Genomic DNA, 25,801 nt, shown 5'->3' on the forward strand with positions numbered 1-25,801 from the left:
CAGGAAGAAAGGACACACCCCATGGCACACCCCGCTCCGGCCAGTTCCTTGCGCATCGCCCGCGCCGTTCCCGCCCGCACCCGCCCCCGCATCCGATCGGCGGCACTGCTGCTGCTGCCGCTGTGCCTGGCCGGCTGCGGGGTTCCGGGGTTCGGTCCGCCCGACAGCGGCAACTGGGGCGCCTACCGCTCGAGCGGCGACGCGAAGGGCGAGCCGAAGATCGTCTCCATCACGCCCGAGCTGATCCGCACGATGGCAACGCGCAACCCCGCCGCGCTGCCGGCCGATGTGCGGCAGCTGTTCGGCAAGGCGCCGGCCTACACGATCGCCCCGGGCGACGTGGTCGGCATCGTGGTCTACCGCCATCCCGAGCTGATGCCCACCGCGGGCGCGGTCATCTCGCAGCAGACGGACCCGACCGGGGTGAGCGTGGCGCCCGGCTTCATCGTCGATGCCGAGGGCGAGATCAGCTTTCCCTACATCGGCCGCACCAAGATCGAGGGCATGACGGAGAGGTCCGCCGCCGAGATGATCTCCAGCAAGATCTCGCCCTTCGTCAAGGATCCGCTCGTGAGCGTCAGGATCCAGTCGTTCCGCAGCCGGCGCGTCTATGTGGAGGGCGAGGTCCGCACGCCGGGCCTGCAGATCTTCACCGACGTGCCGATGACGCTGGCCGAGGCCATCAACCGCGCCGGCAGCATCACGCAGGCGGGCGACCGTTCGCGCGTGACCCTGACGCGCGGGGAGCGCACGATGGTGATCGACCTGCCGCTGCTTCGGCGCCTGGGGCTCGACCCGACCCGCATCCCGCTGCAGAACGGCGACATCGTGAACGTGGGCAGCCGCGACGACAGCCGCATCTACGTGATGGGCGAGATCCAGCGCCCGACGGCCCTGACGATGCGCGACGGCCGCCTGAGCCTGAACGAGGCGCTGGGCGATGCGGGCGGCCCGGCGCTGCAGACCGCGTCGACCGACCAGATCTACGTGGTGCGCAATTCGAGCGGCGACGTGCCCGAGGTGTTCCACCTCGATGCGAAGAACCCGGTGGCGCTGGCGCTGGCCGACCGCTTCGAGCTGCAGCCGCGCGACGTGGTCTACATCGACCCCGTGCCGCTGGCGCGCTGGAACCGCGTGATCAGCCTGATCCTTCCCGCCGCGCAGGTCGTGAACCTCGGCGGCACCACCAGCCGCCGCTGAAGCCGCGCCCCCAACCCGTCCAGGCAACACACAAAGGTGATCCCCATGAATGCGCACTGGCAACCTGCACTCCCCGCTCCCTCGGTCCCCGATGCCGCGGCATCCGACAACCCTCCTTCCAGGCTCAGGGAGCATGTCGACCTGCTGCTGGACAACCGGTGGAGGATCGCGGGCATCACCGCTGTCGCGCTGCTGCTGGGCGCGGCCTACGCCATGTTCGGGCCGCGCGTGTACGAGGCCAACGTGCTGATCCAGGTCGAGGACCCGGACCGCTCGGGCGGCACGCTGGTCGGCGACTCCGCGAGCAACGCGCTCAATGCCAAGACGCCGACCGCGGGCGAGGCCGAGATCCTCAAGTCGCGCCTGGTGCTCGAGCAGGCGATCGAGAACACCAAGCTCTACATCGAGGCGCAGCCGCTGTACGTGCCGATCGTCGGCGCCTGGTTGGCGCGCCACGCCAAGGCGCTCTCCGAGCCGGGCTTCGCAGGCCTGTCGGGCTACGTGAGCGGCAAGGAGCAGATCGTGGTCGCGCAGATGGACGTGCCGGTGGATCTCGAAGGCAAGCGCTTCCTGCTGACCGCGGGCGCGAACGGCAGCTACACACTGACCCACCCCAAGCTGGACAAGCCGATCGCCGGCACCGTCGGCGTGCCGCTCGACGCGCAGACCCCGCTCGGCCCGATCCACCTGCTGGTCGGCTCGATCTCGGGCCTGCCCGGCGCGGCCTTCGAGCTGGTGCGCCAGTCCAAGCAGCTGGTGCTGCTCGACCTGCAGCGCGAGCTGCGCGTGATCGAGAAGGGCAAGCAGTCGTCGGTCGTGGAAGTGAGCTGGCGCGACGGCAACCGGACGCAGCTGGCGAACCTGCTCAATGAGGTCGCGCAGCTCTACGTGCGCGTGAACATCGACCAGAAGACGGCCCAGGCGCAGCGCGCCCTCAACTTCCTGGGCACCGAGCTGCCCAAGCTCAAGCTGCAGCTGGAGCAGTCCGAGGAAATCTACAACCAGTACCGCAACCAGAACGGAACCATCAGCCTGGACGACGAGGCGCGCAACGCGCTGTCGCAGAACCTGGAGCTGCAGACGAAGCTGTTCGATGCCACGCAAAAGCGCATCGAGCTCTCCGAGCGCTTCACATCCAGGGACCCGAGCGTGATGACTGTCGACGCGCAGATCGCCTCGCTCAAGAAGGCGATGGGCACCGTGGAGCAGCGCATCCGCCGCATGCCCATGCTGCAGCAGAACTCGCTGCGCATGCAGCGGGACATCAAGGTCAACACCGACCTGTACGTGTCGCTGCTCAACAGCTCGCTGCAGATGCGCCTGGCCAAGGAAGGCCGCATCGGCAACGTGCGCGTGCTCGACCAGGCGCTGCTCCCGGAAAAGCCGATCCGGCCCAAGCCCTCGATCGTCATGGGCATCGCGCTGATCGCGGGCCTTTCGTTCGGGGCGGGCTCGGCGTTCCTGCGCAGGTCGTGGCGCAAGACCATCGCCAGCCCGGCCGAGATCGAGACCCACACGGGCCTGGACGTCTACAGCACCGTGACGCTCAGCACGAACCAGCCCCTGCTCGACCGCGCCATTCGCCACGCCAAGCCCGGCGTGCACCTGCTGGCGGCGCAGCATCCGAACGACCCGGCGCTGGAGGGGCTGCGGCGGCTGCGCACCGCGCTGAAGTTCGCCATGCCCAAGGCGTCGAACAACCGCGTCATGATCTCCAGCGCCACGCCGGGCGCCGGCAAGACCTTCGTGGCGGGCAACCTGGCGGCCGTGCTCGCCTCGACCGGCCGCCGCGTGCTGCTGATCGACGCCGACCTGCGGCGCAGCAGCCTGGCAAGCATGTTCGGGCTGAAGCGCCGCGGCGGCCTGTCGGAACTGATCCGCGGCTCGATCGAATTCCAGAACGCCGTCCACACGGGCGTGCTCGGGCACCTGGACGTGATGACCACCGGGGCGCTGCCCTCGGACCCGAGCGCGCTCCTGACGAGCGACGCCTTTGCCGAGGTTCTCGAAAAAGCCTCGGAACACTACGACGTGGTGATCGTGGACACGCCGCCGATGCTGCTGGCTTCCGAGACCGCCGAGCTGGCGCCCTGGATGGGCACGCTGCTGATGGTGGCGCGCGCCGGGGACAACGAACTGGGCGACCTGTCGGAAAGCGCGAACCAGCTGCGGCATTCCGGCTCGCAGTTCCAGGGCGTGGTGCTGAACGCGATGGACACCAGCCGCCGCTACTACGGCAAGCTGGCCTACCGCTACGGCGGCTACCAGCCGCGGGTGCACGAGTACCCGAGCGCGGTGGCCGAGCTTCCCCAACCTGCCCGTGCGAGCGCCGCATCATGAACACACTGCGATCGGATGCCGCCGTCCATTCGCCTGGCAATTCACGGCTGCTGATGGGCACCAAGCGGGCCGTGGACGTGCTGCTGGCAGGCGGCTTCTTCCTTCTGCTGGGGTGGGCGTTCGCGCTGGTCTGGATCGGCGTGCTGCTGACTTCCGGCAAGCCCGGCATCTACAAGCAGCCGCGCTACGGCCGGGACGGGCGCGTCTTCAGCTTCTACAAGTTCCGCACCATGGTGCCCGATGCCGACGCCGTGCTGGAGCGCTACCTGCGCGGCAACGAGGCGGCCCGGCGGCAATGGGAGATGTACCAGAAGCTGGACCGTGATCCGCGCATCACGCGCTTCGGCGCGGTGCTGCGCAAGTACAGCCTGGACGAGCTGCCCCAGTTCTGGAACGTGCTCAAGGGCGACATGAGCGTGGTCGGCCCGAGGCCCTGCATGTTCGCCCAGAAGGAGCTGTACGGCGTCTATTGGAGCAGCTACTGCGCCGTGCGGCCCGGCATCACCGGGCTGTGGCAGGTGAGCGGGCGCAACGAGATCAGCTACCGGCGCCGCGCGGCGATGGATGCGGACTACGTCGCCACCCTCTCGATCCGCCAGGACATCGCAATTCTCCTGAAGACCTTTCTCGTGGTGGCCGGGGCACGCGGCTCGCGCTAGGCGCCACATCCCTCAACCCTCAACCTTTAACCGAAAGAACATATGCGTATCTACGTTGCTGGTCATCGCGGCATGGTGGGGCAGTCGCTCGTGAAGCGCCTGGGCAGCCTCGGGCACGAGGTCGTCACGCGCAGCCACGAGGAACTCGATCTGCTCGACCAGGAGGCCGTTCGCCGTTTCTTCGCCACCGAGCGCGTCGACCAGGTGTACCTGGCGGCAGCGAAGGTCGGCGGCATCCACGCCAACATGACCTATCCGGCGGAGTTCATCTACCAGAACCTGCTGATCGCCGCCAATGTCACGCACCAGGCCTTCCTTGCGAACGTCAAGCGCCTGCTGTTCCTCGGCTCCAGCTGCATCTATCCACGGATCACCGAGCAGCCGATCCGCGAGGACGCGCTGCTCGGCGGCCAGCTCGAGCCCACCAACGAGCCCTATGCCATCGCCAAGATCGCCGGCATCAAGCTGTGCGAGAGCTACAACCGCCAGTACGGCGCCTCGCACGGCATCGACTACCGCAGCGTGATGCCGTGCAACCTGTACGGCCCCGGCGACAACTACCACGCCGAGAACAGCCACGTGGTGCCGGCGCTGATCCGGCGCTTCCACCTTGCCAAGACCACCAATGCGCCCGAGGTGCTGATCTGGGGTACGGGCCAGGCCAGGCGCGAGTTCCTCTACGTGGACGACATGGCCGAAGGCTGCACCACCGTGATGGGCCTGAGCCGCGCGGGCTACGAGCAGCACACCACGCCGATGTGCGCCCACATCAACCTGGGCATGGGCGAGGACCAGACGATCGCCGAGCTGGCGCGGCTGGTCGGCGAGGTCGTGGGCTACCGGGGCCGCATCCGCTTCGATCCCTCGCGGCCGGACGGCGCGCCCAGGAAGCTGCTCGACGTGTCGTGCGCCGCCGCCATCGGATGGCACCCCACGGTGTCGCTGGCCGAGGGCTTGCAGCGCACCTATGCGGACTACCAGAAGTCGCTGCAGCCCGCCGCGCAGGAACTGGCGCACGCCTGAGCCCGCGCCGGCTCCCGCACGCAACAACAAACAAGCACAAGGCCTCCCATGAGAGCGCTCTCCTTCTGGTCGGGCATCGCCATCGCCTTCCTGTGCGGCCTGCTCGAGCCGGCCTGGGGCTATGCGGCGGTGTGCGCGCTGTCGCTGGTCCAGCTGTCGATGCTCCGCACGCCGGGGGCCAGCGTCTTCCTGCTGATCCACTACGCCACGATCCTGACCTACTTCTCGGTGGCACCGGCGATGCAGATCGCCGCCGACGTCTCGTTCTGGGACACGGGGGTGATCGGCCCGGTGGCGCACATGCAGGCGCTCACGCTGCTGCTGCTGTACATGGCGGGTGTCGAAGCAGCCCGGCTGGGCCTGCCTGACGCAACGGCACCGGCGCCGGCGCGCGCGCGCGCGCCGGCGCCCGAGCTGCCGGTGGCCGGCGTGGCCCACCCGGCGCTGCTGCTGCTGAGCGGCGCGGTCTCGGCCTTCGGCTCGCTGTTCATCCGCCCCGACCTGAACTTCATCGCGCGCGGCATGCCGGGGACCGAGGAAAACCTGCCGGTCGACTACATCGTCTATTCGACGCTGCCCAAGCTGATCGTGCTGGTCTGCTTCGTGGCGCTGGCGATCCATGCCATGCGCCGCGGCACGCTCTGGGCGTGGTGCGCCGCGGGCCTTTCGCTGGCAATGGCTGCCTTCGCCGCGAACCCGGTCAACACGGCGCGGCAGGTCCTGCTGATCGGCCTGCTGCCTCTTTTCATCCATCTCTTCGGCCGGGGCCGGCGCTGGATGCTGGCCCTGCTGATCTTCGGCGCCATCGCCGGCCTGGGCCCGGTGCTCAACCTGGTGTCGCGCGGCAGCTTCTGGGGCGAGACGCTCGCCACCTTTCCCTTCAGCCCGGACTTCGACGCGATGTACGTCGTGGCCGGCATCCTGGAGCGCGCATCCGAGCCCGAGCTCGGATGGGGGCGCTACCTGCTGTCGGCGTTCTCGTTCATCCTGCCGCGCGACCTGAAGCTGTTTCCGGACTTCGATCCGCTGGGGTGGCCTGCCATCCTGGGCAACTTCTCGCAGTCCAACCTGTCGCTGCCGCCCTTCACCACGGCGTACTTCGACTTCGGGCTGGCCGGGCCCGTGATGTTCGGCCTTGCGATCTCGGCCGGCTTCCGGGTGCTGGACAGGATGGTGGATCCGCGCGCCGCGCTGTCCGGCAGCTATCTGTGCGCGCTGGTGCTGCTGGCCGCCTACGTGCCGTTCCTGCGCGGGCCGATCCTCGGCTGGGGGCCGTTCGCGGCATCGGGGCTGATTGCGGCGCTGCTCGCCGGCCTGCTGAGTTCGCGCTTCCGCCCGGTGCGCCGCGCGGCGCGCTACGCCGCGCGCGCAGCCTGAGGTCCAGCATGTACAAGTACCTGTTCTACGACACGATCCGCCTGAACCGCGGCGCGGGCGGCGTGCTGAACGTGTCGGACCTGCTGCTGCGCAGGATGCGCCTGTGCAAGGGCGACCACATCCAGCCGGCCAGCGAACGGCATCCGCGCCTCTTCGCGGTGGCACGGCGCCTGCGCATCAGCCGGTTCCTGGTCGAGATACTGCTCTACAACTACCACCGGCTGCAGGCGCTGGTATCGGGCGAGCGGGTGTTCTCGCTGTTTCCCAACTACTTCCTGCCGTTCACGCTGTTCGGGCGCCACCGGGATTCGATCGTGATCGTCCACGACCTGCAGTACCGCTACTACCCCGCGTACTTCAGCCGCACCAAGCGCCTGTGGCTCGACTGGAACCTCAGGCGCGTGGCCCGCAGCGCGGCCGACGTGGTGTTCATCAGCAGGAGCAGCCAGCAGGATTTCGAGCGGTACTTCGGATGCTGCGAGCACGCGAGCGTCATCTTCAACCCGGTGGAGGCCACGCGCGCGGCCGGCTCGGCCAGCGCGTCCCGCGAGCCGCCCGTGGGCGAGCGCTACCTGATCGCGTCCTACCACTACTACCCGCACAAGAATTTCGGCGCCGCGCTGAAGCTCTTCGAGCGCATGAAGCGCGAGGGGCTGGTCGACTGGCTCGACATCACGGGCAACGGCGCGGCCGAGGTGAAACGGATGGTCGCCAGCATGGCACCCGAGCTCGGCAACTGCGTGCGGCACCGCGGGCTGGTCTCGCGCCAGGACCTGACGCGGCTTTATTGCGGCGCCACGGCCTTCATCTCGCTGTCGGCCTTCGAGGGCTTCAACCTCTCGGCCGCCGAAGCCGCCACCCTGGGCGTGCCGCTGCTGCTCTCGGACATTCCGGTGCACCGCGAGCTGTTCGGCGGCTACGCCTTCCTGATCGGCAGCGAGCCATGCGACATGGGCCGGCTGGCGCGCTACCTGGACGAGCACCGGGACACGCAGCCGCCCTGGCTGCATGCCGAAGCCTGCGCGCCCGGCGCGGTGGCCAGGCGCTATCTCATGCTCAAGCGCGAGGCCGTCTCGCTGGCCGGAGCCATGCAATGACGCGCACTGCAGGCGCTCTTCGGCAGCTGCTCGCGGCGGGGCTGCTCGGTGCCGCCTGCGCGGCAACTGCGGCAGCGGCGGACACCGGCTTTGGCGTGATGGTGCACTACCTGCCCGACAGGCAGTCGATCGCCGAGGCCGCCCGCTTCGACGTCGAGGCATTTGCGGCATCGCTCGCGCAGATGCGCGCCTCCCATCTCATCCTGACGCTCGGGCAGAACAACGGCCAGTACATCGCGCCGAATGCGGCGCTCGAGGCGCTGTGCCCGCACAGCGCCGCGGACCGGCCGCCGCGCGACCTGCCGCTGGAGATCGGCCGCGCGCTGCGCAGCCGCGGCATCGCCCTGGTGCTCTACCTGCCGTTTCGCGCGCCGCAGGCAGACCCCGAGCTGATGAATTGCCTGGGCGACATCTCCGAGCAGAAGCCGCCGCCGGCCGATTTCATCGCCGCATGGACCGCGGTGATCCGCGACTGGTCGCAGCACTACGGCGCGCTGGCCAGGGGCTGGTGGTTCGACGGCGTCTACAACACCCGGGGCATCTCGCCGTCCGGCTGGGACGCGCTGTGCGCCGCGGCGCGCAGCGGCGCTCCCGACCGCTGGCTGGCCTTCAATGCCGGCGAGGGCCCGGCGCGCTTCAGCGCCAAGGCCGCGCCCTGCCAGAACCTGATGGCCGGCGAATTCATGCAGCCTCCCGCGCAGCTGAACGCACCGCGCTCGGAGCTGAAGTTCCATCTGCTGACGCCGCTCGGCGCCTCCTGGGGCCAGCCGACGCCGCCGCGCTTCACGGCCGCCCAGGTGCGCGGCTGGATCGCGCAGGCGAACGCCCGCGGCGGGCTCTTCACGCTCGACCTGCCGCTGGACGACGACTTCCAGTTTCTTCCCGCGCACGTCGCGCTGGTCCGCAATGCGACGGCGCCCCGGCCCTGACCCCATGACCATGACCCATTCACTTGCCTTCATCGTGGTGGAAGACCGCCAGAACAAGCCCCTGCTGCTGTGCCGCGAATCCGCGGCGCGTGCCGAGGAGCCGCTGATCGTGCTGTCGGGCACCGACGCCGGGCCCGGCTACGAGCGCCTGTGCCGCACCTACGTGCACCTGTCGAGCAATCCGCCGGAGTTCGAGAAGATCTGCTTCCGGCGCTACTTCCTGCTGTCGGAATACCTGCGCGCCCACCCCGAGCACCGCGAATTCGTGCTGATCGACAGCGACGTGCTGCTGTTCCGCGGCATCGGCGCGCACATCCGGCGCGTGGCCGGCAAGGCGGATTTCTCTGGCTCCTACATGCGCACCAACGATGGCTGGGACCCCTGCCAGATATCGCCGCACGTCAGCTACTGGACCGCGGCGGGCCTGCAGCAGTTCATCGCCTTCCTGCTCAACACCTATGCATCGCCCAGCGGCCGCAGGAAGCTGCGCGCGATCGCGGCGCGGTTTGCCGCGCGGGGCGTGCGCGGCGGGGTGTCTGACATGACCCTGCTGCACCTCTGGGCCCATGCGAGCGGCAACGCGGCGCCCATCAACCGGGTGTTCGGCGGACGCGTGATCGACCACAACATCAACGGCGGGCACAACCTGCTCGTGAACGAATTCCAGGGCCGGGGCGGCGCCAAGCGCCTCGTGTTCGTCGGCGGCCAGCCCTGCGTGGTCACGCCGTCGGGCGAACTGGTGAACGTGCTGGCGCTGCACTTCCAGGGCAGCGCCAAGATCGCGATGGCGCACGTGCTGCACGGGCGGGTGCACACGGTCGCGCTGCTCACGGCCGCACTGCGGCTCGCGCGCCGGGCCAAGAACTGGGCCTTCGGCATGCGCCGGCTGGCGCAGCGCCCCGCGGGCGGCACGCGCTTCGCAGGCGCCGCCGGGCCGAAATGACGCCACCGCGCGCACGCACCCAGGCACGGCCATGAACATGCTCCACCGCACCGCCCAGCTCACCGGCATGCGCGCGGTGCAGCTCCACGGCCTGGGCGCGCTGGCTTCGCGGCTCTATGTGTACCTTGCGGGCTTCGCGGCGCTGTTCCTGATGGCCGCGCATGTCTCGCCATCGGATTTCGGCGAATACTCGATCTACCAGTCGGTGATGGAAGTGGCGCTGGTGGTGGCCACGCTGGGCAGCCCGCTGCTGTTCGCGCGCCATGCCGCCACCGTGCCGCCGGGCGTGCGCCGCGGCGACGTGGTCCGCACGCTGGCCATCGGGCTTCCGCTGGCCGCGCTGCTGAGCGCCGCCGTGCTGCGCATCCAGCACCTGCCGGTGGTGGGCGCGCCGTTCGCGCTGCTGATGGCGACGCTCGCGGTGTTCTCGCTCATGAGCCTGCGCCTGTCGTTCAGCCGGGGACTGGGCCGCGCCGGCCTGCTCAACCTGGAGGGCGGCATCCGCTCGACCATCCTGGTGATCGGCGTGGCGGCCTTCGCGGCCTGGGGCGCCGAGCTGCGCGCGACGCAGCTGCTGCTGATCAACCTGCTGGCCTTCGTGCTGGTGGGCGCGGCCTGCATGCAGACGCGCTGGGTCGCGGGCCCGCCGGCCGGGCCCGCCGCGCTCGAGCTGGCGTCGCAGGGCAGCGCCACCGTCTATTCGCTGCTGATCTTCCTGCTTCGCAAGTCGGACCTGCTGGTGGTGGCCTTCTTCATGCCGCTCGGCTACGTGGGCGCCTTCAAGATCGCCTTCCTGCTGGCGGAGGCGCCCTCGCAGTTCGTGCAGGCCTTCCTCTACACCAAGACGCGCCCCATGCTGGGCACCGATCCCGCCAACGCGGACGGCACCGACCTGCGGCTCGCCAGGCACTCCTTCCTGCTGGGCTGCGCGCTCTTCGCCGGGCTCGGCGTCGTGATCACGGCCGCCGCGCCGCTGCTGAAGGTGGGGCGCGAGGCGCTCGAGATCTTCCTGTGCATGGCGCCCTACTTCCTGCTGCGCACCTACACGGTCCACCACGAGATGCTGCTCGCGCTCAGGGCGTCGATGGGCTCGCTGGGCCGGTGGGCGCTGGCCGAGGTGCTGCTGCGGCTCATGGCCTACGGCGTGGTGGTGTCGATGTTTCCCGGCAAGCCGCACTACGTGTTCTTCATTGCCGCCGTGTCCGACCTGCTCCTCTACGAAGTGCGGATGCGCGCGCTGCTCGGCTTCTTTCCGCTCGCACGGCTGGTTCGCGGTTCCTTCCAGAGACCTTCATGAAAATCCTGCTCTATTCGATGAACTTCACACCCGAGCTCGTCGGCATCGGCAAGTACTCGGGCGAGATGGCCCAGTGGCTGCATGCCAAGGGCCACACGGTCCGGGTGATCGCCTCGCCGCCGTTCTTTCCGCACTGGGCGCCGTTCGAAGGGCACTCGGCCTGGGCCTACCGCAAGACCGACTGGAACGGCATCACGGTCTGGCGCGCCCCCACCTGGGTGCCGGCCAGGCCGCGCGCGCTGGCGCGCATGCTGCACCTGTTCTCCTTCATGCTGTCGAGCATGCCGCTGCTCTTCGGGCAGCTGCGCTGGAAGCCGGACCTGGTCTTCGTCGTGGAGCCGCCTCTTTTCTGCGCGCCGGCGGTGCTGTTCTTCTCGCGGATGCTGGGCATCAAGTCGTGGCTGCACATCCAGGACTACGAGGTGGACGCCGCCTTCGATCTGGGCCTGGTACGCGGCGCACGGGTGCGGCGCTTCGCGCTCTCGGCCGAGCGGTGGCTGCTGAGCCGCTTCAGCCGGGTGTCGACCATCTCCGCCGCCATGCTCGACAAGGCCAGGAACAAGGGCATCGACGCGGCGCGGCTGGTGCTTCTTCCCAACTGGGTGGACGTGCGCTCGATCTACCCGCACCCCGGCACCGCACCGGGCACGAACGGCTATCGGGCCATGCTCGGCATTCCGGACGATGCGGTCGTGGTGCTCTATGCGGGCAGCCTGGGCAACAAGCAGGGCATCGAGGTGCTGGCCGAGGCGGCGGGCCGGCTGGCGGCCGCCAGGCACATCCACTTCGTGCTCTGCGGCAACGGGCCGAGCCGCGAGCCGCTGAAGGCCGCCTGCGCAGGCCTGGACCACGTGCACTTCCTCGACCTGCAGCCGGCCGAGCGGCTCAACGAGCTGCTGGGCATGGCCGACATCCACGTGCTGCCGCAGCGCGCCGACGCGGCCGACCTGGTGATGCCCTCCAAGCTGGGCGGCATGCTCGCGAGCGGCAAGGCCGTGATCGTCACGGCCCATGCGGGCACCGAGCTGAGCAACGTGGTCTCCGGCCGCGGCCTGGTGGTTGCGCCCGGCGACGCCGATGCGCTGGCCGAGGCCATCGCGCAGCTCGCCACCTCGCGCCCGCAGCGCGAAGCCATGGGGGCGGCCGCCCGCTCGTTCGCCGAAACCGAGCTGGACCAGAACGCCATCCTGCAGCGCCTGGAGCGCGAGCTGCTGCGCTGCCTTGCCGACTGACACCGCCACATACACCACCCACGACATCCACTTCCTCCAACTCCAACCTGGGGATCCACATGTCCGACACCACTCCTCCTTCCGACGCGCCGGATGCCGACCACCTGCCGGAGCGCCGGAAAGCCAGCCCGCCTGGCCTGTGTCCACCGCCCGAACCGCTGTGGCCGCACTTCCTCACCGGGCAGGAAGACGCGCCGGTGCGCGTGCTGCTCATCGACGACGACGAATTCATGCGGCGCGTGATCGCCCAGGAACTGCTGTCGGACATGCGCATCCAGCTCGAAGGGCAAGGCAGCAGCGTGCGCGACGGCCGCCGCCTGCTGGCCACCCACGAGTTCGACGTGCTGATGGTCGACCTGCGGCTGGGCGACGGCTCGGGCTTCGACCTGATCCGCGAGGCGCGCAAGCTGCACCGCTACTGCGAGATCATCGTGATCTCCGCGCTGGAGGACGATGCCCACGTGATGCACGCCTTCGAGCTCGGCGCCACCGGCTACCTGCTCAAGCATGCCTGGCTGCAGAGCTTTGCCGAGGCCGTGCTGCAGGTGGTCAACGGCGGCGCGGCCATCACGCCCAAGCTGACGCGCCGGCTGCTCACGCGCATGAACCTGCAGGGCAGCGGCGAGCGGCCGCCAACGGAAACGCCGCTGCGCGAAGCCACGCTGACGGCGCGCGAACGCGAGGTGCTGCGCTTCGTGGCGCGCGGCTGCGTCTCCAAGGAGATCAGCGTGCGGCTCGGCATCTCGGGGCAGACCGTCAACGCCCACATCAAGAACATCTACAAGAAGCTGCATGTGCATTCGCGCGCGCAGGCCGTGAGCCTGGCCACCCACACCGGCCAGCTCTGACCGAAAGAAGCGCCCACCACACTTCACGAGGATGACGCCATGACCACCCCCACCATCCACCCCGTCGTGCTGTGCGGCGGCAGCGGCACGCGCCTGTGGCCTCTTTCGCGCAAGACCCTGCCCAAGCAGTTCGCACCGCTGATCGGCAACAAGAGCCTGCTGCAGCTGACGCTGGAGCGCCTGTGCAGCCTCAACCGCGACATCACCTGCGTGGCATCGGAAGACCACCGCTTCCTGGTGCGCGAGGCGGTCGACAAGGCCGGCGCCACCGGCCGCCAGATCCTGGAGCCGGTGGCACGCAACACGGCGGCCGCCATGGCCGCGGCGGCGCTGCGCGCAGGGCCTGACGACCTGCTGCTGTTCGCGCCGGCCGACCACCACATTCCCGACACCGCGCTTTTCGCGCACACGGTGCGAAGCGGCATCGACGCGGCGCTGGCCGGGCGCATCGTGACCTTCGGCGTGGCGCCCAGCTTCGCGAGCACGGCCTATGGCTACATCGAGGCCGGCGCGCCCGCGGCCGACGGCCACAGCCACGCCGTGGTGCGCTTCGTGGAAAAGCCCACGGCCGCCGTGGCCGAGTCGCTGATCCTGCACGGCGGCTACTGCTGGAATGCCGGCATCTTCCTGGCGCGCGCCGACATCCTCGTTGCGGCGCTGCGCACGCATGCGCCCGACATCCTCGAGGCCTGCGAACGCGCCACCGCCGCCATCACGGCCGACGGCAGCTTCGACCGGCTGGACCGCGAGGCCTTCGAGGCCTGCCGCAGCGACAGCATCGACTATGCGGTGCTCGAAAAGCACGACGCCATCTCGGTCGTCAAGTTCAACGGCAACTGGAGCGACGTCGGCAGCTGGAACGCGGTGGCCACGCTGCACCCGCAGGACGGCAGCGGCAACCGCCTGAGCGGCAACGCCAGCGCGCTGCGTTCGAGCGACACCTTCATCCACGCGCCGCACCGCCGCGTGGTGGCGCTGGGCACGCGCGGCCTGATCATCGTGGACACGCCCGATGCCGTGCTGGTGGCGGGCGCGGACTGCGCCGAGCAGGTCGGCGAGGTGGTGCGGATGCTCGCGGCCGAAGGCCAGGCCGAGGCCACCGAACACCGGCGCGTGGTGCGCCCCTGGGGCGCCTACGACAAGCTCGACTTCGGCGAGCGCTTCCAGGTGAAGCGGCTCACCGTCAAGCCCGGCGCCAAGCTGTCGCTGCAGATGCACCACCACCGCGCCGAGCACTGGATCGTGGTGCAGGGCACGGCCAAGGCCACCTGCGACGGGCAGGTCACGCTGGTGCGCGAGAACGAATCCATCTACCTGCCGCTGGGCGCCATCCACCGGCTGGAGAACCCGGGCAAGACGATGCTCGAAGTGATCGAGGTGCAGACCGGCGGCTACCTGGGCGAGGACGACATCGTGCGCTTCGACGACACCTATGGCCGCTGCCCTTCGCTCAAGGCGCGTGGCGGCGATGCATTGCCGCTGCCGGATGCCGCCGTGGCCGCCGTGGCCGCCGCGGCCTCGGTGCCCGTGGTGGCTGCCATGCCGGTGGCCGCGCCGCAGCTGGCGCCCGCCCCGTAGCACCGCACGGCCATCACGCAGCATCCGCCGTGACCAAGCTCTGGCCTGCGCTGCTGGCCGCCGCCCTGCTCTCGGGCTGCGCGGCGCCCGGCACCACGCTGCCGGCCACGCCCGCAGCGACGGCGCCCGCCGCCGGTGCGGTGGCGTGGCAGTACGTGCGCTCGACCTGGCACGAAGCGCGGCTGCCGGGCATGGGCGTGAGCCACCGCTACGAGAGCAGCATCGGCTGGGTCGACGTCTACCTGTACGACCTGAAGCAGGGCCACTGGCAGGCCGGTATCGACGACCCGCGCTTCGCAGCGCAGTTCGAGTCTTCCGTGAACGAGGTCCGGCTCGCGGTGGCGCGCGGCCTCTATGCCGAAGTGGAGGTCGGCCCCATCACCGACGTGCGGATCGAGGGGCAGGACTTTCGCCGCGTGAGCCTGCGCATCGTGCATGCCGTCACGCGCAAGGCCTACGAGTCGTTCACCTTTCTCACGGCCCGCAACGGCCGGCTGCTGAAGTACCGCATGTCCTTCGACACGCCGGCACCGGCCAACGTGGACGCCATTGCGCGCGAGTTCATCGAGCGCAACCTGCGCAGCGGGCCCGACATGCCGAGGGCCGCGCGGCCGCTCTTCGATACCTGAGCTGCCCTCCGCGCACCGCAAAAATACTGTTCTTTTGTACAGTGTTTCCTCTAGAATTACTCGTCTCCAAGAGCAAACATTCAAGGCGACACCATGACCACCGCCAGCCCGCCGGCGTCCTCAGCGCGAATCCTGTTTTTCTCGCCGCTGCGGCGTTCGCAGCCGCGCCAGCCCGTGGGCCGGGTCTCGACCTGGCCCTTTCGCGTGGCCACCGAAAAAGACCGCGACGGCGGCGGCCTTCCTGGCGATGGCAACGAGGTGCGCATGCATGCGGCGCGCGTGCTGCGCACCACGGCCGAGCACTGGTGGCCGCCGGCCGGCTGAATGGAGATTGCCTAGGCGCCGGGCTCGCCCAGCAGGTCCTGCGCGTCGTCGTCGAAGCCCGCGATCGGCTGGGCCTTGGCCAGCGCGAGCCACACGCCGAACGGAATGCGATCGAAGGCGCGGTGCACGGCGGCGCGCGCCACCACCAGCCTTTCGCCTTCGAGCACGAGCACGCCGCACTCTGGCGGAATCTCGTCGGGCGAGGCAATGCAGCGGCCGCGCGCATCGTTGCCCAGCACGTACCAGCACTCGCCGCCCAGGTCGAGGTAGGCCGCGCGCTTGTCGGGCTTGCGCAGGTCGCCCAGCAGGTCGGCGCGGCTCACCTTCACCTCGTGCACGATGGGGTGCGCATAGGCCTCGACGCTGGTATTGCGGATCGAGAACACGTCGGGCCTGGCGATGCACCAGCGCGGCTTGCCGCCCTCTTCGAGCGGCGGCAGGCGTGCCCGCAGGCCGAGGCCGCGCCAGGCGATGCGGCCGCCGCGCGTCATTTCGCGCGCCACGCGCTCGACCAGCGACTCGTGCGGCGAGAGCGCCGCGCGGTTGAGGGTGAGCGTGGTGGCAATGCGCGCAATGCCGGCATCGGTCACGCGCAGGGTCTCGTGGCCATGCGGCGTGCGCACGCGCTCGAGGAACCCGCCCGCGAGCAGCTCGACCTCGATGGCGTCGCAGCAGGGCCAGCCCGCCGAACGGTAGATCTCGCGCAGCCGCCGCGCATGCAGCTTGCCGAACGGCACCTCGCCGGCCTTCTGCATGGGCGGCGGAGGATCGATCACGGGCCGCGGAAAACCGGGGTCGGTGAACGGCGGCTCCACGGGCGGCGGATCGCCCTCGGGCGGGGGCCCGGGCGGCGGTGGCGGCGGCACGGGAATGGGCACGTCGGGTGCGGGCGGCGGCGGGCCGATCGGCGTGTCGACGACGGGATCGAGGGCGAGTGCGGGCATGGGAGAAACAGGTTAGCTAAAAGTCGTGGGGCGCGCGAGACATGGAACGATCGGTTGCATTCGATTGCCCTGCCCTCAATCAATGGAAGTCGCGGCTGGTGTTGCTCTGCGCCAGCCGGCCCATGAGCGGCGTCAGGTCCTTGAAGCCGGTGGCGATCAGGTGCTGCACCTTGCCGCCGCTGTCGTCGTCGCGCTGCCAGGTGCCCTGCACCGCGAGCAGGTGCGACTTCAGCAGCGGCTCGCGCCAGGCCTCGATGACATGGCTCCAGACGATCACGTTGACGTTGCCGGTCTCGTCCTCGAGCGTGACGAAGATGGTGCCGTTGGCAGTGCCCGGGCGCTGGCGGCCCTTGACGATGCCGCAGGCGCGCACGGTCTGGCCGCTGGGCTGCGCGCGCAGCTGCTCCGCGCTCATGAGCTTCATGCGCGCGAGGCGCGGGCGCAGCAGCGCGAGCGGATGGCGGCGCAGCGTGAGGCCGAGCGCGGCGTAGTCGCCGACGATCTCCTCGCCCTCGGGCGCCGCGGGCAGCTGCAGCACCGGCTCGTTGATCGGCACGCCCTTGAGCAGGGCCGGCGAGCGCCGCTGCGCGGTGGCGTCCCACACCTGCTGGCGGCGGTGGCCCGACAGCGACATCAGCGCATCGGCCGCGGCCAGCGCCGCCATGTCCTTGCCGTCGAGCTCGGCGCGCAGCGCGAGGTCTTCGGTGCTGGTGAAGGGCGCCTGGGCGCGCGCTTCGAGCAGGCGCTTGGCGCCCTCCTTGCTGAGGCTCGAAATGCGGTTCAGGCCAAGCCGCACCGCAGGCTGGTTCTCGCGGCCGAGGCGATCGGCATAGCGCGCATCGGTGCCCGGCGGCATGCGCGGCGCATCAGGGGCGCGGGCTTCGAGCGTGGTGTCGATGTCGCTGCAGGTCACGTCGGCCGGCCGCACCTCGACGCCGTGCCGCCGCGCATCCTGCACCAGCTGCGAGGGGCTGTAGAAGCCCATCGGCTGCGAGTCGAGCAGCGCCGCCAGGAAGCAGGCCGGCTCGTAGTTCTTGAGCCAGCTGCTCACGGTGACCAGCAGCGCAAAGCTCGCGGCGTGGCTTTCGGGAAAGCCGTAGTCGCCGAAGCCGAGGATCTGCTTGAAGATGGCTTCGGCGAACTCGGCCTTGTAGCCGTGGTCGGTCATGCCCTTCACGAGCTTGTGGTGGAACTTCTCGAGGCCGCCCTTGCGCTTCCATGCCGCCATCGCGCGGCGCAGCTGGTCGGCCTCGTCGGCGGTGAACCTGGCCGCGATCATCGCGATCTGCATCACCTGCTCCTGGAAGATCGGAATGCCCAGCGTGCGCTCCAGCGCGGGCTTGAGTTCTTCCTTCTCGTAATGGATCTCCAGGCCCTTGGCCACCCGCTCGCGCTGCTTGAGGTAGGGATGCACCATGCCGCCCTGGATGGGCCCGGGCCGCACGATCGCGACCTCGATCACCAGGTCTTCATAGCAGCGCGGCTTGAGCCGCGGCAGCATCGACATCTGCGCCCGGCTCTCGATCTGGAACACGCCGATGGTGTCGGCGTCGCAGATCATGTCGAACACCTTCTGGTCGTCGTTGGGGATGTGGTGCATCTGCACCATCGAGCCGCGCCAGCGGTTCATGTGGTCGAGCCCGCGCCGTATCGCGCTGAGCATGCCGAGCGCGAGCACGTCGACCTTGAGCATGCCCATGGCTTCGAGGTCGTCCTTCTCCCACTGGATGACGGAGCGGTCCTTCATGGACGCCTTCTCGACCGGCACCAGCCGCGTGAGCCGGGTGTGCGTGAGCACGAAGCCGCCCACGTGCTGGCTCAGGTGGCGCGGAAAGCCCTTGAGCCGCCGCGTCATCTCGATCCACTGCACCAGCTTGAGCTCGTCTTCCTGCACGCCGACGCGCGCGGCCGCCTTGAACAGCTGCTCGCCCAGCACGGTGTCATCGAACCAGTAGTGGTCCTTGGCGAATTCGTCGATCAGCCGCTCGTCGATGCCCATGGCCTTGCCCACGTCGCGCAAGGCGCTGCGGGCGCGGTAGCAGATCACGACGGCCGCGATGGCCGCTCGTTCGCGGCCGTACTTCTGGTAGATGTACTGGATGACTTCCTCGCGCCGCTGGTGCTCGAAGTCGACGTCGATGTCGGGCGGCTCGTGGCGGTGGCGGCTCAGGAAGCGCTCGAACAGCAGGTGGCCTTTTTCTGGATTGATCGCGGTGATGCCCAGGCAATAGCAGACCGCCGAATTGGCCGAGGAACCGCGGCCCTGGCAGAGGATGCTCTGCGACCTGGCGAAGCGCACGATGTCTTCCACCGTGAGAAAGAACATCTCGTACTTCATCTCGACGATCAGCGCGAGTTCCTTCTCGAGCTGCGCCCGCACCTTGTCCGGGATGCCCTCCGGAAAACGCACCTGCGCCCCTTCCCACGTCTTGCGCACCAGCGTCTCGGCCGGCGTTTCGCTGCTGCCCACGGTTTCGAGCGGGTACTTGTAGTTCTCGCGGATCACCTCGGGATCGAAGCGGCAGCGTTCGGCCACCACCAGCGTGTTCGCGAGCATCCGGGGCAGATAGAGCTCGGCCAGCCGCACGCGCTGCCGCAGGTGCCGCTCGGCATTGGACTGCAGCGCAAAGCCGCACTCGGCCACCGTCTTTCCTTCGCGCACGGCCGTCAGCACGTCGTGCAGCGGCTTGGCGGAGCGCGCATGCATGTGCACGTCGCCGGCTGCCACCAGCGGCACGCCCGTCTGCTCGCCCGCCTGCATCAGCGCGGCGAACCAGAGATCGTCGTCGAGCTCGTTGAGCATTTCCACCGCGAGCCACAGGTTGCCTGCGTAAAGCGCCTTGGCAGCCAGCAGGTCTTCATGCAGCGTGGCCGCGTCCACGGCGGCGCCCGGCTCGCGGTGCGGCACGAAGAGAACCTGGCAGTCCTGCAGCGAGGCCACGTCGCTGTGCTCCCAGCTCACGCGGTACTCGCCCTTGGGCAGCTCGGTGTTGCGCGCGGCCGTGATGAACTCGCAGAGGTTGCCCCAGCCTTCGGTGCCGTTCGCGATCACCACCAGCCTGAAGCGCTCGAAGCGGAACTCGCTGCCGAACAGCAGCCGGAAACCGGGGTTGCGCGGCAGCGGTGGTTCGCCTGGATGCTCGCGCTCGTATTCCTCGAGCTTGGCCGGCAGGTCGCGCAGGCAGACGTGCGCGCGCACGATGCCCGCCACCGAGCATTCGTCGGTGATGGCCAGCGCGGTGTAGCCGAGCTGGTAGGCGCGCTCGACCAGTTCCTCGGGCGTGGAGGCGCCGCGCTGAAAGCTGAAGTTGCTGAGGCAGTGCAGCTCGGCGTAGTCGGGCAGCGTGGGCGCAGGCTTCTTGCGCAAAGGCAAGGGCAGCGCATGCACCTTGGCCGAGTTGCGCCCGCGCAGCTGCTTTTCGCTGAGGTCAGGCATAGAACCCCTGCAGGTACCAGCGCACCTCGGCCGGAGAAAAACGCGCCGAGGGCCGCTCGCGAAAGATCCACACCAGGCCGGCCTCGGGGCTTTCCGCCACGTAGTAGTCGCGCATCGCGGGCTGGCCGCCGTCTTCCTTGCCGCCCCACCAGCCCGCCTCGATGCGCTGCGGCCCGACCAGCTTGCGCAGCGGGCCGCGGTAGCACGGGCTTTCGCCATCCATCTCGAGCAGCAGCGGTTCGGGCAGCAGCCAGGGCGGGTAGATGGCATCGGGCTGCAAGGCCGCGGCCCTCGCTTGCCTGCCGGCCTTGTCCGCCGGCGCCTTGTCCTGCTGCAGCGCGGGGCGCCAGGCCTGCTTGCGCTCGGGCCGGTGGTCGGCCTGCGCCGCGGGCACCACCACCTGGTGCGCTCCGAGCCGCACGCTGAGCCGCTCGACCATCTCGTGCAGCTTGTCGCCCTTGCGGTTGTCCTCGGGCAGGAAGCTGGTGCTGGCGCCGGCCCACGGATCGGTTTCGAGCGTGCGCAGCCGCAGCCAGCTCGCGGGCGCCGCGAGCGTGGTGAGGGCGAGCTTTTCGGACAGCAGGCGGCGCAGGTGCGCCATGTCCTGCGTGGGCTCGGCCGTGCGCACCGTGACCTGCTGGTGCGGCGGCAGGTTCACGCCGTTGAAGCGCTTGAGGTCGAGCGTCCATTGCAGTTCGAGCGCACGCGCGCCGCGCTGGCGCGCGCGCAGCCAGATCTGCAGCGCCGCGAGCAAACGGTTGGCCGACCACATCAATTCGGGCGCGGTCTCGGCCAGCGCGGGCAGCTCCAGCTTCTGCTCGAACACGTCGGGCAGCGTGAGCCAGTCGTGGCTTTCGGGGGAGAGGCCCCAGGCGGTGTCGAGCGCCTTGCGCAGTTCCGCGCCGAAGCGCCGCGTGAGGCCGCCGCGCGGCAGGGCCGCCACCTCGCCCCAGGTGCGGCAGCCCAGGCGCGCGAGCAGGTCGAGGTGGGGGTGCGCGGCCGTCAGCGTGTCCAGCGGCAGGCCGGCGGGAATGTCCTTGGGCCGGTTCTCGTTGCGCTCGAACAGGCGCAGCCGCGCCAGCGCGATCGGGCTCGTGGCGCCCTGCGCGCCGCGCATCACGGCACCGGGCGCGGGGTTCTCGTGGGCCAGCTGGCGCATCAGCGACGAGCGCCCGCCCCACAGCCGCTCGCAGGCCGAGACCTCGAGCATCAGCGCCTCGTCCTGCCAGGCGACGTGCGGCGTGTAGCGCAGCGCCCACCAGCCCAGCGCCTCGGGCGTGGGAAGCACCGGGGCATCGGGCGCGTCGGCATCAAGCGACCACCGCAACGCGATCCAGTGCATTCCCGTTTCCTTTCCACGCGTCGATGCGCACCACGGTGGCCGACCCCGCGGCCTCGGCGGCCGGCGCCGTGCCCTGCTGCTGCAGCCGCAGCTTGCGGCGCAGCCGGGCGGCGGCCAGCAACGCGGCCATGCGCTCGTTGCGCGCGGGCAGCATCACGGGCGCGGCCAGCGGCGGTCCGCGGCGCTTCAGGATGCGCAGTTCGATCTGCGATGCATCGGCCTCGCAGCTTTCCACCTGGAGGCGCAGCCGCGCCGGCGATGCGCCCTGCGCGGCCGATGCGGGCCGGCACACGAAGAGCAGCACGTCGTGCTGGGCGGCCGCCAGCTGCAGCCGGCGCAGCTCGCCCACCCGGGCCTGCGGCAGCCAGGCCAGCACGGCGGACACGTCGGCGCAGCGCAGCGCCTGCTCGCAGGCCCACAGCCGCGCGGCCGGCGCATCGCTGCGCACCCACATCAGCGCCTCCACCGGCAGCCCCTGCGCCGCGAGCGCCGCCGCGCAGGGCTCGTAGGGCGCGCCGACCAGCACCACCGGCCCGCCGTGCGCCTGCACCGCCTGCGCCAGCGCGGGCAGCAGCAGGCGCCAGACATGCGCCTCGGGCGCGGTCTGCAGCAGTTCCGTCATGGCGCCGACCGGCCAGCCGCCGCCCGGCAGCTGCGCGTCGAGCGCGGCATGGCCGGTGGCAACCACCTGCGCGTCGGCCAGGCCGAGCTCGTCGGCATGCCAGACGCCACGCCCCGCGGCAGCGGAAAAGGAGTCGAGGAAAGGGAGGCCCATGATTGAATCGTTAACTGTATTTTTATACAGTATTCCGATCCTCGCAAGGCAATGGAAATCCCGCCCTTCGAACAGTGGCCTATGCCCCGTGCGGCGCGCCTTCGCCCGGCGCCTGGCTCAGTTGTCCTTGACGATCTTCCAGCTCTTTCCTTCGTCCGTGGACCGCACGATCAGGTTTTCGGGCAGAAAGGCGATCAGAGAGCCATCGGCCCGGTCCACCATCATCTGGCGCACGGCGTAGGGATTCGTCATTCCCGGCGAGCTGCCGGTCTGTGACCAGCTCCTGCCGCCGTCCCGCGTGGTCATCAATCCCAGCTTTCCGGGCATCAGGCTGGGGGCGACAGGGCCCACCGCATATGCCGTCTGCCGGTCCTTGAAGGCGATCGTCACGACGAAACGGCTGGTGTCGAGATCGGCCCAGGTTTGCCCCCAATCGGGCGAAAGCAAGGTGGTTTTTGTCATCACCACCGTCTGGGACACCAGGGTGCCGTCGGGCAAGGCATTCACGTCGAGGGTGGAGCGACCATTGCTGGAGCGAAACAGCGTGCGGCCATCGGTGGCATGGAGGTCGCCGTTGGGCATCATCACGCCCGCGCGCTCCGGCTGGCCGAAGCTCATGCTGCGCTGCCATGGCACGTTGATCGAGCGGGAATCGGAAAACTCTCCGAGCTTTTGCCACACGCCGGCATCAAGATCCTTCGAGGCGTAGACGGTCCAGAGGCTGTCGCGGCGCGAGATCGCAACCACGCCCCCGTCGCGCATCGGCTGCGCCAGTTGGATCAGCCCGTCATCGGGCGGTACCAGGCTCTTCCAAGTCAACCCCTCGTCGGAAGAGTGGCGCAGAAGGCCTTCCTCGCCCGCTGCCAGCAGCCCGCCGCGGTAGGGGCGGACCGAGAGCACCTCGCGCCAGGAACCCACGTCGAGTTCCTTCCAACGGCTCTCTCCGCTCTTGCGCCACAGCACCTTCCCGAGCTTGCTGCCGGCCATGAATTCGCCGTCGGCCGTCTGCGTCAGGCCATGCCAGATGGACGCCAGGCGCTTGACCTGCGGCGCCAACGCAGCGCGGCGGTCGAGATCGAGCGTGGGAACGAAGCCATGCTGCGGACGGCCGCGGGTCTGCGCCGCCAATGCGGGATACAAGGTCTCGAAGGTCTTCTGCAGCTCAGCCTCCGGTGGCACATAGGCAACGACAAAGCGCGTGCCCAGGCGCGGCTGGATCAACAGCGTTCCAAGCAGCGTGACTTCGCCGCGCACCACGTCGAAGCTGCCGAACTTCGCATCGATGGGATAGAAGTAGCTCATGTTGCCACTCGCACCGGTGATGCTCTTGATGATGTAGCGCCCGGGCGCGACCATGCCGCTGAACACAGCGGTGGTGTAGGTGGCCTTGCGCGTGCGCGTCAGCACCACGATGTCGCGCCCGGTCTGCTTTTCACCGGACTCGAGCACGCGCTCGAGGCGCACGGCCGACAGCGTCTCCGCCGGGTCGGTCTCGCCAGGGCTGTTGGTAATCAGTTTCATGACCACCGCCCCCTCCTGCCCCGTGAGGGTCTGCTCGGGTGCGATCGGCGCAGCACTGCATGCAGCCAGCAGCAGTGCAGCCAGCAGCAGCACGAGCCCGTGCAGCAGGCGGGAGATGGAACGGGAGGTCGGATTCATAGATTGGCGATGGCCGGCGGTGCAGCTTGCGCACCGGCCGATGGTGTTCTTGTTGGAAGAGGCAGGCCCTCCGCCTGCGCGAAGCAGCGTAACATTGCGAAACATCCGCGGGCAAGCAATGGAAAGCGCGGTGTTGCATCGGCGCACGCGGTCGAAGCCTCGGTGCTATCGTCATTGCGGCTGCTCGTCCGACGCATGGCGACACCGCGCTTCCATGAAGAACTTCGGCCCGCCCGCTTTCTCGCCAGTTCCGTTTTTCGACGCGCGCTTGAACCGCGCACGCTTCCTGCAGCTTGTTGCAGTGCTGCCGATGACCTCCGCGATGACCGCGGCGGCACAACACCTGCCAGCCATCACGATGAACACCCGCCCCATCCCCTCCACGCAAGAAGCCCTGCCGGTGGTCGGCTGCGGCACCTGGATCGGCTTCGACCAGCGCCCCGGCAGCGACGAATACCAGCGCCTGCCCGGCGTGCTGGACGCGCTGTTCGCGGCCGGCGGCACGGTGATCGACAGCTCGCCGATGTACGGCCGCTCCGAGGAAACCACCGGCGAGCTGCTGGCCGCCGCAGCGAAGCCGCGCGGGACCAAGGCCTTTCTCGCCACCAAGGTCTGGACCTCGGGCCGCGAGGCCGGCATCGCGCAGATGGAGCAGTCGTTCGCGCGGCTGCGCACCCAGCGCATGGACCTGATGCAGGTGCACAACCTGATGGACTGGAAGACCCACTTGGCCACGCTGCGCAATTGGAAAGAAAAAGGCCGCGTGCGCTACCTCGGCATCACGCACTACACGGCCTCGGCCTACCGCGAAGTCGAGGCCGTGCTGCGCGCCGAGAAGCTCGACTTCCTGCAGATCAACTATTCGCTCGACGCGCGCGAGGCCGAGGAGCGCCTGCTGCCGCTCGCGGCCGAGCGCGGCGTGGCGGTGATCGTCAACATGCCCTTCGGCGGCGGCGGGCTCTTGCGCCGGCTGCGCGACAAGCCGCTGCCCGCCTGGGCCGGCGAGATCGGCTGCGCGAGCTGGGCGCAGGTGCTGCTGAAGTTCGTGCTGAGCCACCCGGCCGTGACCTGCACCATTCCCGGCACCAGCCGCGCCGAGCACATGGCCGACAACGCCGCGGCCGGCGCCGGCGCGTTTCCGGATGCGGCGTTCTGGCGCCGCAATGCAGCTTCGGTCGAGCGCTGAGCCGCCACCGCGGCTATTCGAACTTCACGTTGTGCTGCCGCACGGTGGCGCCGAAGGCCTCGTACTGCGCGCGGAAGAATTCGGCGAATTTCGCGGGACTCATGCCGTAGCCCTCGAAGCCCTGCTGCACCAGCTGCGTATGCACCTCGGGCCGCTTGAGCGTGTTCTGCAGTTCCTGCGACAGCTTGTCGGTGATGGCCTGCGGCAGCCCCGGCGGCCCGAAGAAGCCGGCCCAGGGCGTGATGGTGAGCTTGCCCAGTCCGAGCTCGCCGCCCGTGGGCACGTCGGGCAGCAAGGCGCTGCGCTGCGGCAGCAGCGTGGCCAGCGCGCGGATGCGCCCTTCCTTCACGAAGCCCGGCGCCAGCGTGCCGGTGGTGAACATCATATGGATCTGCCCGCTCAGCAGGTCGGTCATGGCCTGCATGTCGCCCTTGTAGCGCGCGTTGACCACCTTGCGGTCACCGAGCAGCTGCAGCATGGCCAGCTCCGACGCGCTGTTGCTCGAGGCCGAGTTGTAGGCCCCGGGCTTGGCCGCCACCATCGCGAGCAGCTCGTTCACGCTCTTCACCGGCAAGCTGGCCGGCACCACCAAGAACATCGAGAACTGGCCGGCCGAGCTGATCGGCGTGAAGGCCTTGAACGGGTCGTAGGGCGGCGTGGGCCGCAGCGTGGGCGCGGCCACCATCGCGGTGTTGGTGCCCATCAGCAAGGTGTAGCCGTCGGGCTTGGCGGACGAGGTGGCCTGAGCCGCCAGCACGCCGTCGGCGCCCGGGCGGTTCTCCACGATCACCTGCTGGCCGAGCTGCTTGGACAACCCCTCCGCGATGATGCGCGTGAGCGCGTCGGCGCCGCCGCCGGCCGCAAAGCCGACGATCAGGCGCAGCGGCTTGTCCGGATAGCTGCCTTCGGCGCTCCAGGCTGCCGCGCCGGGCAACATCGTCGTTGCAAGGGCCGCAAGGGCCAGGTCTCTGCGTCGCATGAAA

General features: G+C 69.5%; 21 protein-coding genes. 15 read left to right on the forward strand and 6 right to left on the reverse strand.

From position 1 onward, the window contains the following. Positions 1-21 precede the first annotated feature (21 nt). The 14 genes from ACAM58_RS15410 to ACAM58_RS15475 all read left to right on the forward strand — a co-directional run bounded on the left by ACAM58_RS15410 (position 22) and on the right by ACAM58_RS15475 (position 15,476). Positions 22-1,200 (forward strand): polysaccharide biosynthesis/export family protein, encoded by a 1,179-nt coding sequence (locus ACAM58_RS15410; protein WP_012748287.1) that lies wholly within the window; start codon positions 22-24, stop codon positions 1,198-1,200. A gap of 45 nt (positions 1,201-1,245) precedes the next feature. Then, positions 1,246-3,540: a polysaccharide biosynthesis tyrosine autokinase gene (locus ACAM58_RS15415; RefSeq protein WP_012748288.1), complete on the forward strand. Its 2,295-nt coding sequence runs from the start codon at positions 1,246-1,248 to the stop codon at positions 3,538-3,540. After that, positions 3,537-4,199, forward strand: a complete 663-nt coding sequence (locus ACAM58_RS15420) for a sugar transferase (RefSeq protein WP_012748289.1) — start codon at positions 3,537-3,539, stop codon at positions 4,197-4,199. Before ACAM58_RS15415 ends, ACAM58_RS15420 begins: the two co-directional genes overlap by 4 nt. Positions 4,200-4,241: 42 nt before the next feature. After that, positions 4,242-5,222 (forward strand): GDP-L-fucose synthase, encoded by a 981-nt coding sequence (locus ACAM58_RS15425; protein WP_012748290.1) that lies wholly within the window; start codon positions 4,242-4,244, stop codon positions 5,220-5,222. A 48-nt stretch (positions 5,223-5,270) separates the two neighbouring features. Further along, positions 5,271-6,599: a hypothetical protein gene (locus tag ACAM58_RS15430; RefSeq protein WP_012748291.1), complete on the forward strand. Its 1,329-nt coding sequence runs from the start codon at positions 5,271-5,273 to the stop codon at positions 6,597-6,599. A gap of 8 nt (positions 6,600-6,607) precedes the next feature. Further along, positions 6,608-7,696 (forward strand): glycosyltransferase, encoded by a 1,089-nt coding sequence (locus ACAM58_RS15435; protein WP_012748292.1) that lies wholly within the window; start codon positions 6,608-6,610, stop codon positions 7,694-7,696. Further along, the gene (locus tag ACAM58_RS15440) at positions 7,693-8,625 is read left to right on the forward strand and encodes a hypothetical protein (RefSeq protein ID WP_012748293.1); all 933 of its coding nucleotides are present in this window, start codon (positions 7,693-7,695) and stop codon (positions 8,623-8,625) included. Before ACAM58_RS15435 ends, ACAM58_RS15440 begins: the two co-directional genes overlap by 4 nt. A gap of 10 nt (positions 8,626-8,635) precedes the next feature. Then, the gene (locus tag ACAM58_RS15445; protein WP_230537796.1) at positions 8,636-9,568 is read left to right on the forward strand and encodes a hypothetical protein; all 933 of its coding nucleotides are present in this window, start codon (positions 8,636-8,638) and stop codon (positions 9,566-9,568) included. Between the two features lie 31 nt (positions 9,569-9,599). Then, on the forward strand, positions 9,600-10,865 hold the full coding sequence (locus tag ACAM58_RS15450; protein WP_012748295.1) for a lipopolysaccharide biosynthesis protein: 1,266 nt from the start codon (positions 9,600-9,602) through the stop codon (positions 10,863-10,865). Continuing rightward, a complete protein-coding gene (locus tag ACAM58_RS15455; protein WP_012748296.1) occupies positions 10,862-12,097 on the forward strand; it encodes a glycosyltransferase WbuB in 1,236 nt (411 codons plus the stop codon). The genes ACAM58_RS15450 and ACAM58_RS15455 overlap by 4 nt, the downstream gene beginning before the upstream one ends. 59 nt (positions 12,098-12,156) lie before the next feature. Continuing rightward, the gene (locus tag ACAM58_RS15460; RefSeq protein ID WP_012748297.1) at positions 12,157-12,945 is read left to right on the forward strand and encodes a response regulator transcription factor; all 789 of its coding nucleotides are present in this window, start codon (positions 12,157-12,159) and stop codon (positions 12,943-12,945) included. 39 nt (positions 12,946-12,984) lie between these two features. Continuing rightward, positions 12,985-14,523, forward strand: a complete 1,539-nt coding sequence (locus ACAM58_RS15465; RefSeq protein WP_012748298.1) for a mannose-1-phosphate guanylyltransferase/mannose-6-phosphate isomerase — start codon at positions 12,985-12,987, stop codon at positions 14,521-14,523. Positions 14,524-14,552: 29 nt separating this feature from the next. After that, a complete protein-coding gene (locus ACAM58_RS15470) occupies positions 14,553-15,152 on the forward strand; it encodes a hypothetical protein (protein WP_012748299.1) in 600 nt (199 codons plus the stop codon). A 93-nt stretch (positions 15,153-15,245) separates the two neighbouring features. Then, positions 15,246-15,476 (forward strand): hypothetical protein, encoded by a 231-nt coding sequence (locus tag ACAM58_RS15475; RefSeq protein WP_012748300.1) that lies wholly within the window; start codon positions 15,246-15,248, stop codon positions 15,474-15,476. Positions 15,477-15,487: 11 nt separating this feature from the next. On the opposite strand, the gene ACAM58_RS15480 is transcribed toward ACAM58_RS15475, so the two are convergent. The 5 genes from ACAM58_RS15480 to ACAM58_RS15500 all read right to left on the reverse strand — a co-directional run bounded on the left by ACAM58_RS15480 (position 15,488) and on the right by ACAM58_RS15500 (position 23,587). Continuing rightward, entirely contained in the window at positions 15,488-16,420 is a 933-nt protein-coding gene (locus ACAM58_RS15480; RefSeq protein ID WP_012748301.1) for a hypothetical protein, read from the reverse strand. A 79-nt stretch (positions 16,421-16,499) separates the two neighbouring features. Next, positions 16,500-19,856, reverse strand: coding sequence for an error-prone DNA polymerase (locus ACAM58_RS15485; RefSeq protein WP_012748302.1), 3,357 nt, complete (start codon positions 19,854-19,856; stop codon positions 16,500-16,502). Further along, positions 19,849-21,198: a DNA polymerase Y family protein gene (locus ACAM58_RS15490; RefSeq protein ID WP_278876615.1), complete on the reverse strand. Its 1,350-nt coding sequence runs from the start codon at positions 21,196-21,198 to the stop codon at positions 19,849-19,851. Before ACAM58_RS15490 ends, ACAM58_RS15485 begins: the two co-directional genes overlap by 8 nt. Beyond that, the gene (gene imuA, locus ACAM58_RS15495; protein WP_012748304.1) at positions 21,167-21,973 is read right to left on the reverse strand and encodes a translesion DNA synthesis-associated protein ImuA; all 807 of its coding nucleotides are present in this window, start codon (positions 21,971-21,973) and stop codon (positions 21,167-21,169) included. The genes ACAM58_RS15490 and imuA overlap by 32 nt, the downstream gene beginning before the upstream one ends. Positions 21,974-22,090: 117 nt before the next feature. After that, on the reverse strand, positions 22,091-23,587 hold the full coding sequence (locus ACAM58_RS15500) for a hypothetical protein (protein ID WP_278876613.1): 1,497 nt from the start codon (positions 23,585-23,587) through the stop codon (positions 22,091-22,093). A 259-nt stretch (positions 23,588-23,846) separates the two neighbouring features. Between ACAM58_RS15500 and ACAM58_RS15505 the strand changes: the two genes are divergently transcribed. Beyond that, positions 23,847-24,818 carry an aldo/keto reductase gene (locus ACAM58_RS15505; protein ID WP_012748306.1) on the forward strand — a complete coding sequence of 324 codons (972 nt, stop codon included), beginning with the start codon at positions 23,847-23,849 and terminating at the stop codon, positions 24,816-24,818. A 13-nt stretch (positions 24,819-24,831) separates the two neighbouring features. On the opposite strand, the gene ACAM58_RS15510 is transcribed toward ACAM58_RS15505, so the two are convergent. Further along, positions 24,832-25,797 carry a tripartite tricarboxylate transporter substrate binding protein gene (locus ACAM58_RS15510; protein WP_012748307.1) on the reverse strand — a complete coding sequence of 322 codons (966 nt, stop codon included), beginning with the start codon at positions 25,795-25,797 and terminating at the stop codon, positions 24,832-24,834. Between the last annotated feature and the right edge of the window lie 4 nt (positions 25,798-25,801).

This window comes from Variovorax sp. V116 (genome assembly GCF_041154435.1).
Lineage (GTDB): Bacteria > Pseudomonadota > Gammaproteobacteria > Burkholderiales > Burkholderiaceae_C > Variovorax > Variovorax paradoxus.

What these genes read in the sequence shown, in the direction of transcription:
- ACAM58_RS15475 (WP_012748300.1), top strand. Translation starts at nt 15,246, where the DNA reads ATGACCACCGCCAGCCCGCCGGCGTCCTCAGCGCGAATCCTGTTTTTC.
- ACAM58_RS15465 (WP_012748298.1), top strand. Translation starts at nt 12,985, where the DNA reads ATGACCACCCCCACCATCCACCCCGTCGTGCTGTGCGGCGGCAGCGGC.
- ACAM58_RS15435 (WP_012748292.1), top strand. Translation starts at nt 6,608, where the DNA reads ATGTACAAGTACCTGTTCTACGACACGATCCGCCTGAACCGCGGCGCG.
- ACAM58_RS15415 (WP_012748288.1), top strand. Translation starts at nt 1,246, where the DNA reads ATGAATGCGCACTGGCAACCTGCACTCCCCGCTCCCTCGGTCCCCGAT.
- ACAM58_RS15440 (WP_012748293.1), top strand. Translation starts at nt 7,693, where the DNA reads ATGACGCGCACTGCAGGCGCTCTTCGGCAGCTGCTCGCGGCGGGGCTG.
- ACAM58_RS15490 (WP_278876615.1), bottom strand. Translation starts at nt 21,198, where the DNA reads ATGCACTGGATCGCGTTGCGGTGGTCGCTTGATGCCGACGCGCCCGAT.
- ACAM58_RS15425 (WP_012748290.1), top strand. Translation starts at nt 4,242, where the DNA reads ATGCGTATCTACGTTGCTGGTCATCGCGGCATGGTGGGGCAGTCGCTC.
- ACAM58_RS15485 (WP_012748302.1), bottom strand. Translation starts at nt 19,856, where the DNA reads ATGCCTGACCTCAGCGAAAAGCAGCTGCGCGGGCGCAACTCGGCCAAG.
- ACAM58_RS15445 (WP_230537796.1), top strand. Translation starts at nt 8,636, where the DNA reads ATGACCCATTCACTTGCCTTCATCGTGGTGGAAGACCGCCAGAACAAG.
- ACAM58_RS15450 (WP_012748295.1), top strand. Translation starts at nt 9,600, where the DNA reads ATGAACATGCTCCACCGCACCGCCCAGCTCACCGGCATGCGCGCGGTG.
- ACAM58_RS15460 (WP_012748297.1), top strand. Translation starts at nt 12,157, where the DNA reads ATGTCCGACACCACTCCTCCTTCCGACGCGCCGGATGCCGACCACCTG.
- ACAM58_RS15510 (WP_012748307.1), bottom strand. Translation starts at nt 25,797, where the DNA reads ATGCGACGCAGAGACCTGGCCCTTGCGGCCCTTGCAACGACGATGTTG.
- ACAM58_RS15420 (WP_012748289.1), top strand. Translation starts at nt 3,537, where the DNA reads ATGAACACACTGCGATCGGATGCCGCCGTCCATTCGCCTGGCAATTCA.
- imuA (WP_012748304.1), bottom strand. Translation starts at nt 21,973, where the DNA reads ATGGGCCTCCCTTTCCTCGACTCCTTTTCCGCTGCCGCGGGGCGTGGC.
- ACAM58_RS15410 (WP_012748287.1), top strand. Translation starts at nt 22, where the DNA reads ATGGCACACCCCGCTCCGGCCAGTTCCTTGCGCATCGCCCGCGCCGTT.
- ACAM58_RS15480 (WP_012748301.1), bottom strand. Translation starts at nt 16,420, where the DNA reads ATGCCCGCACTCGCCCTCGATCCCGTCGTCGACACGCCGATCGGCCCG.
- ACAM58_RS15455 (WP_012748296.1), top strand. Translation starts at nt 10,862, where the DNA reads ATGAAAATCCTGCTCTATTCGATGAACTTCACACCCGAGCTCGTCGGC.
- ACAM58_RS15430 (WP_012748291.1), top strand. Translation starts at nt 5,271, where the DNA reads ATGAGAGCGCTCTCCTTCTGGTCGGGCATCGCCATCGCCTTCCTGTGC.
- ACAM58_RS15505 (WP_012748306.1), top strand. Translation starts at nt 23,847, where the DNA reads ATGAAGAACTTCGGCCCGCCCGCTTTCTCGCCAGTTCCGTTTTTCGAC.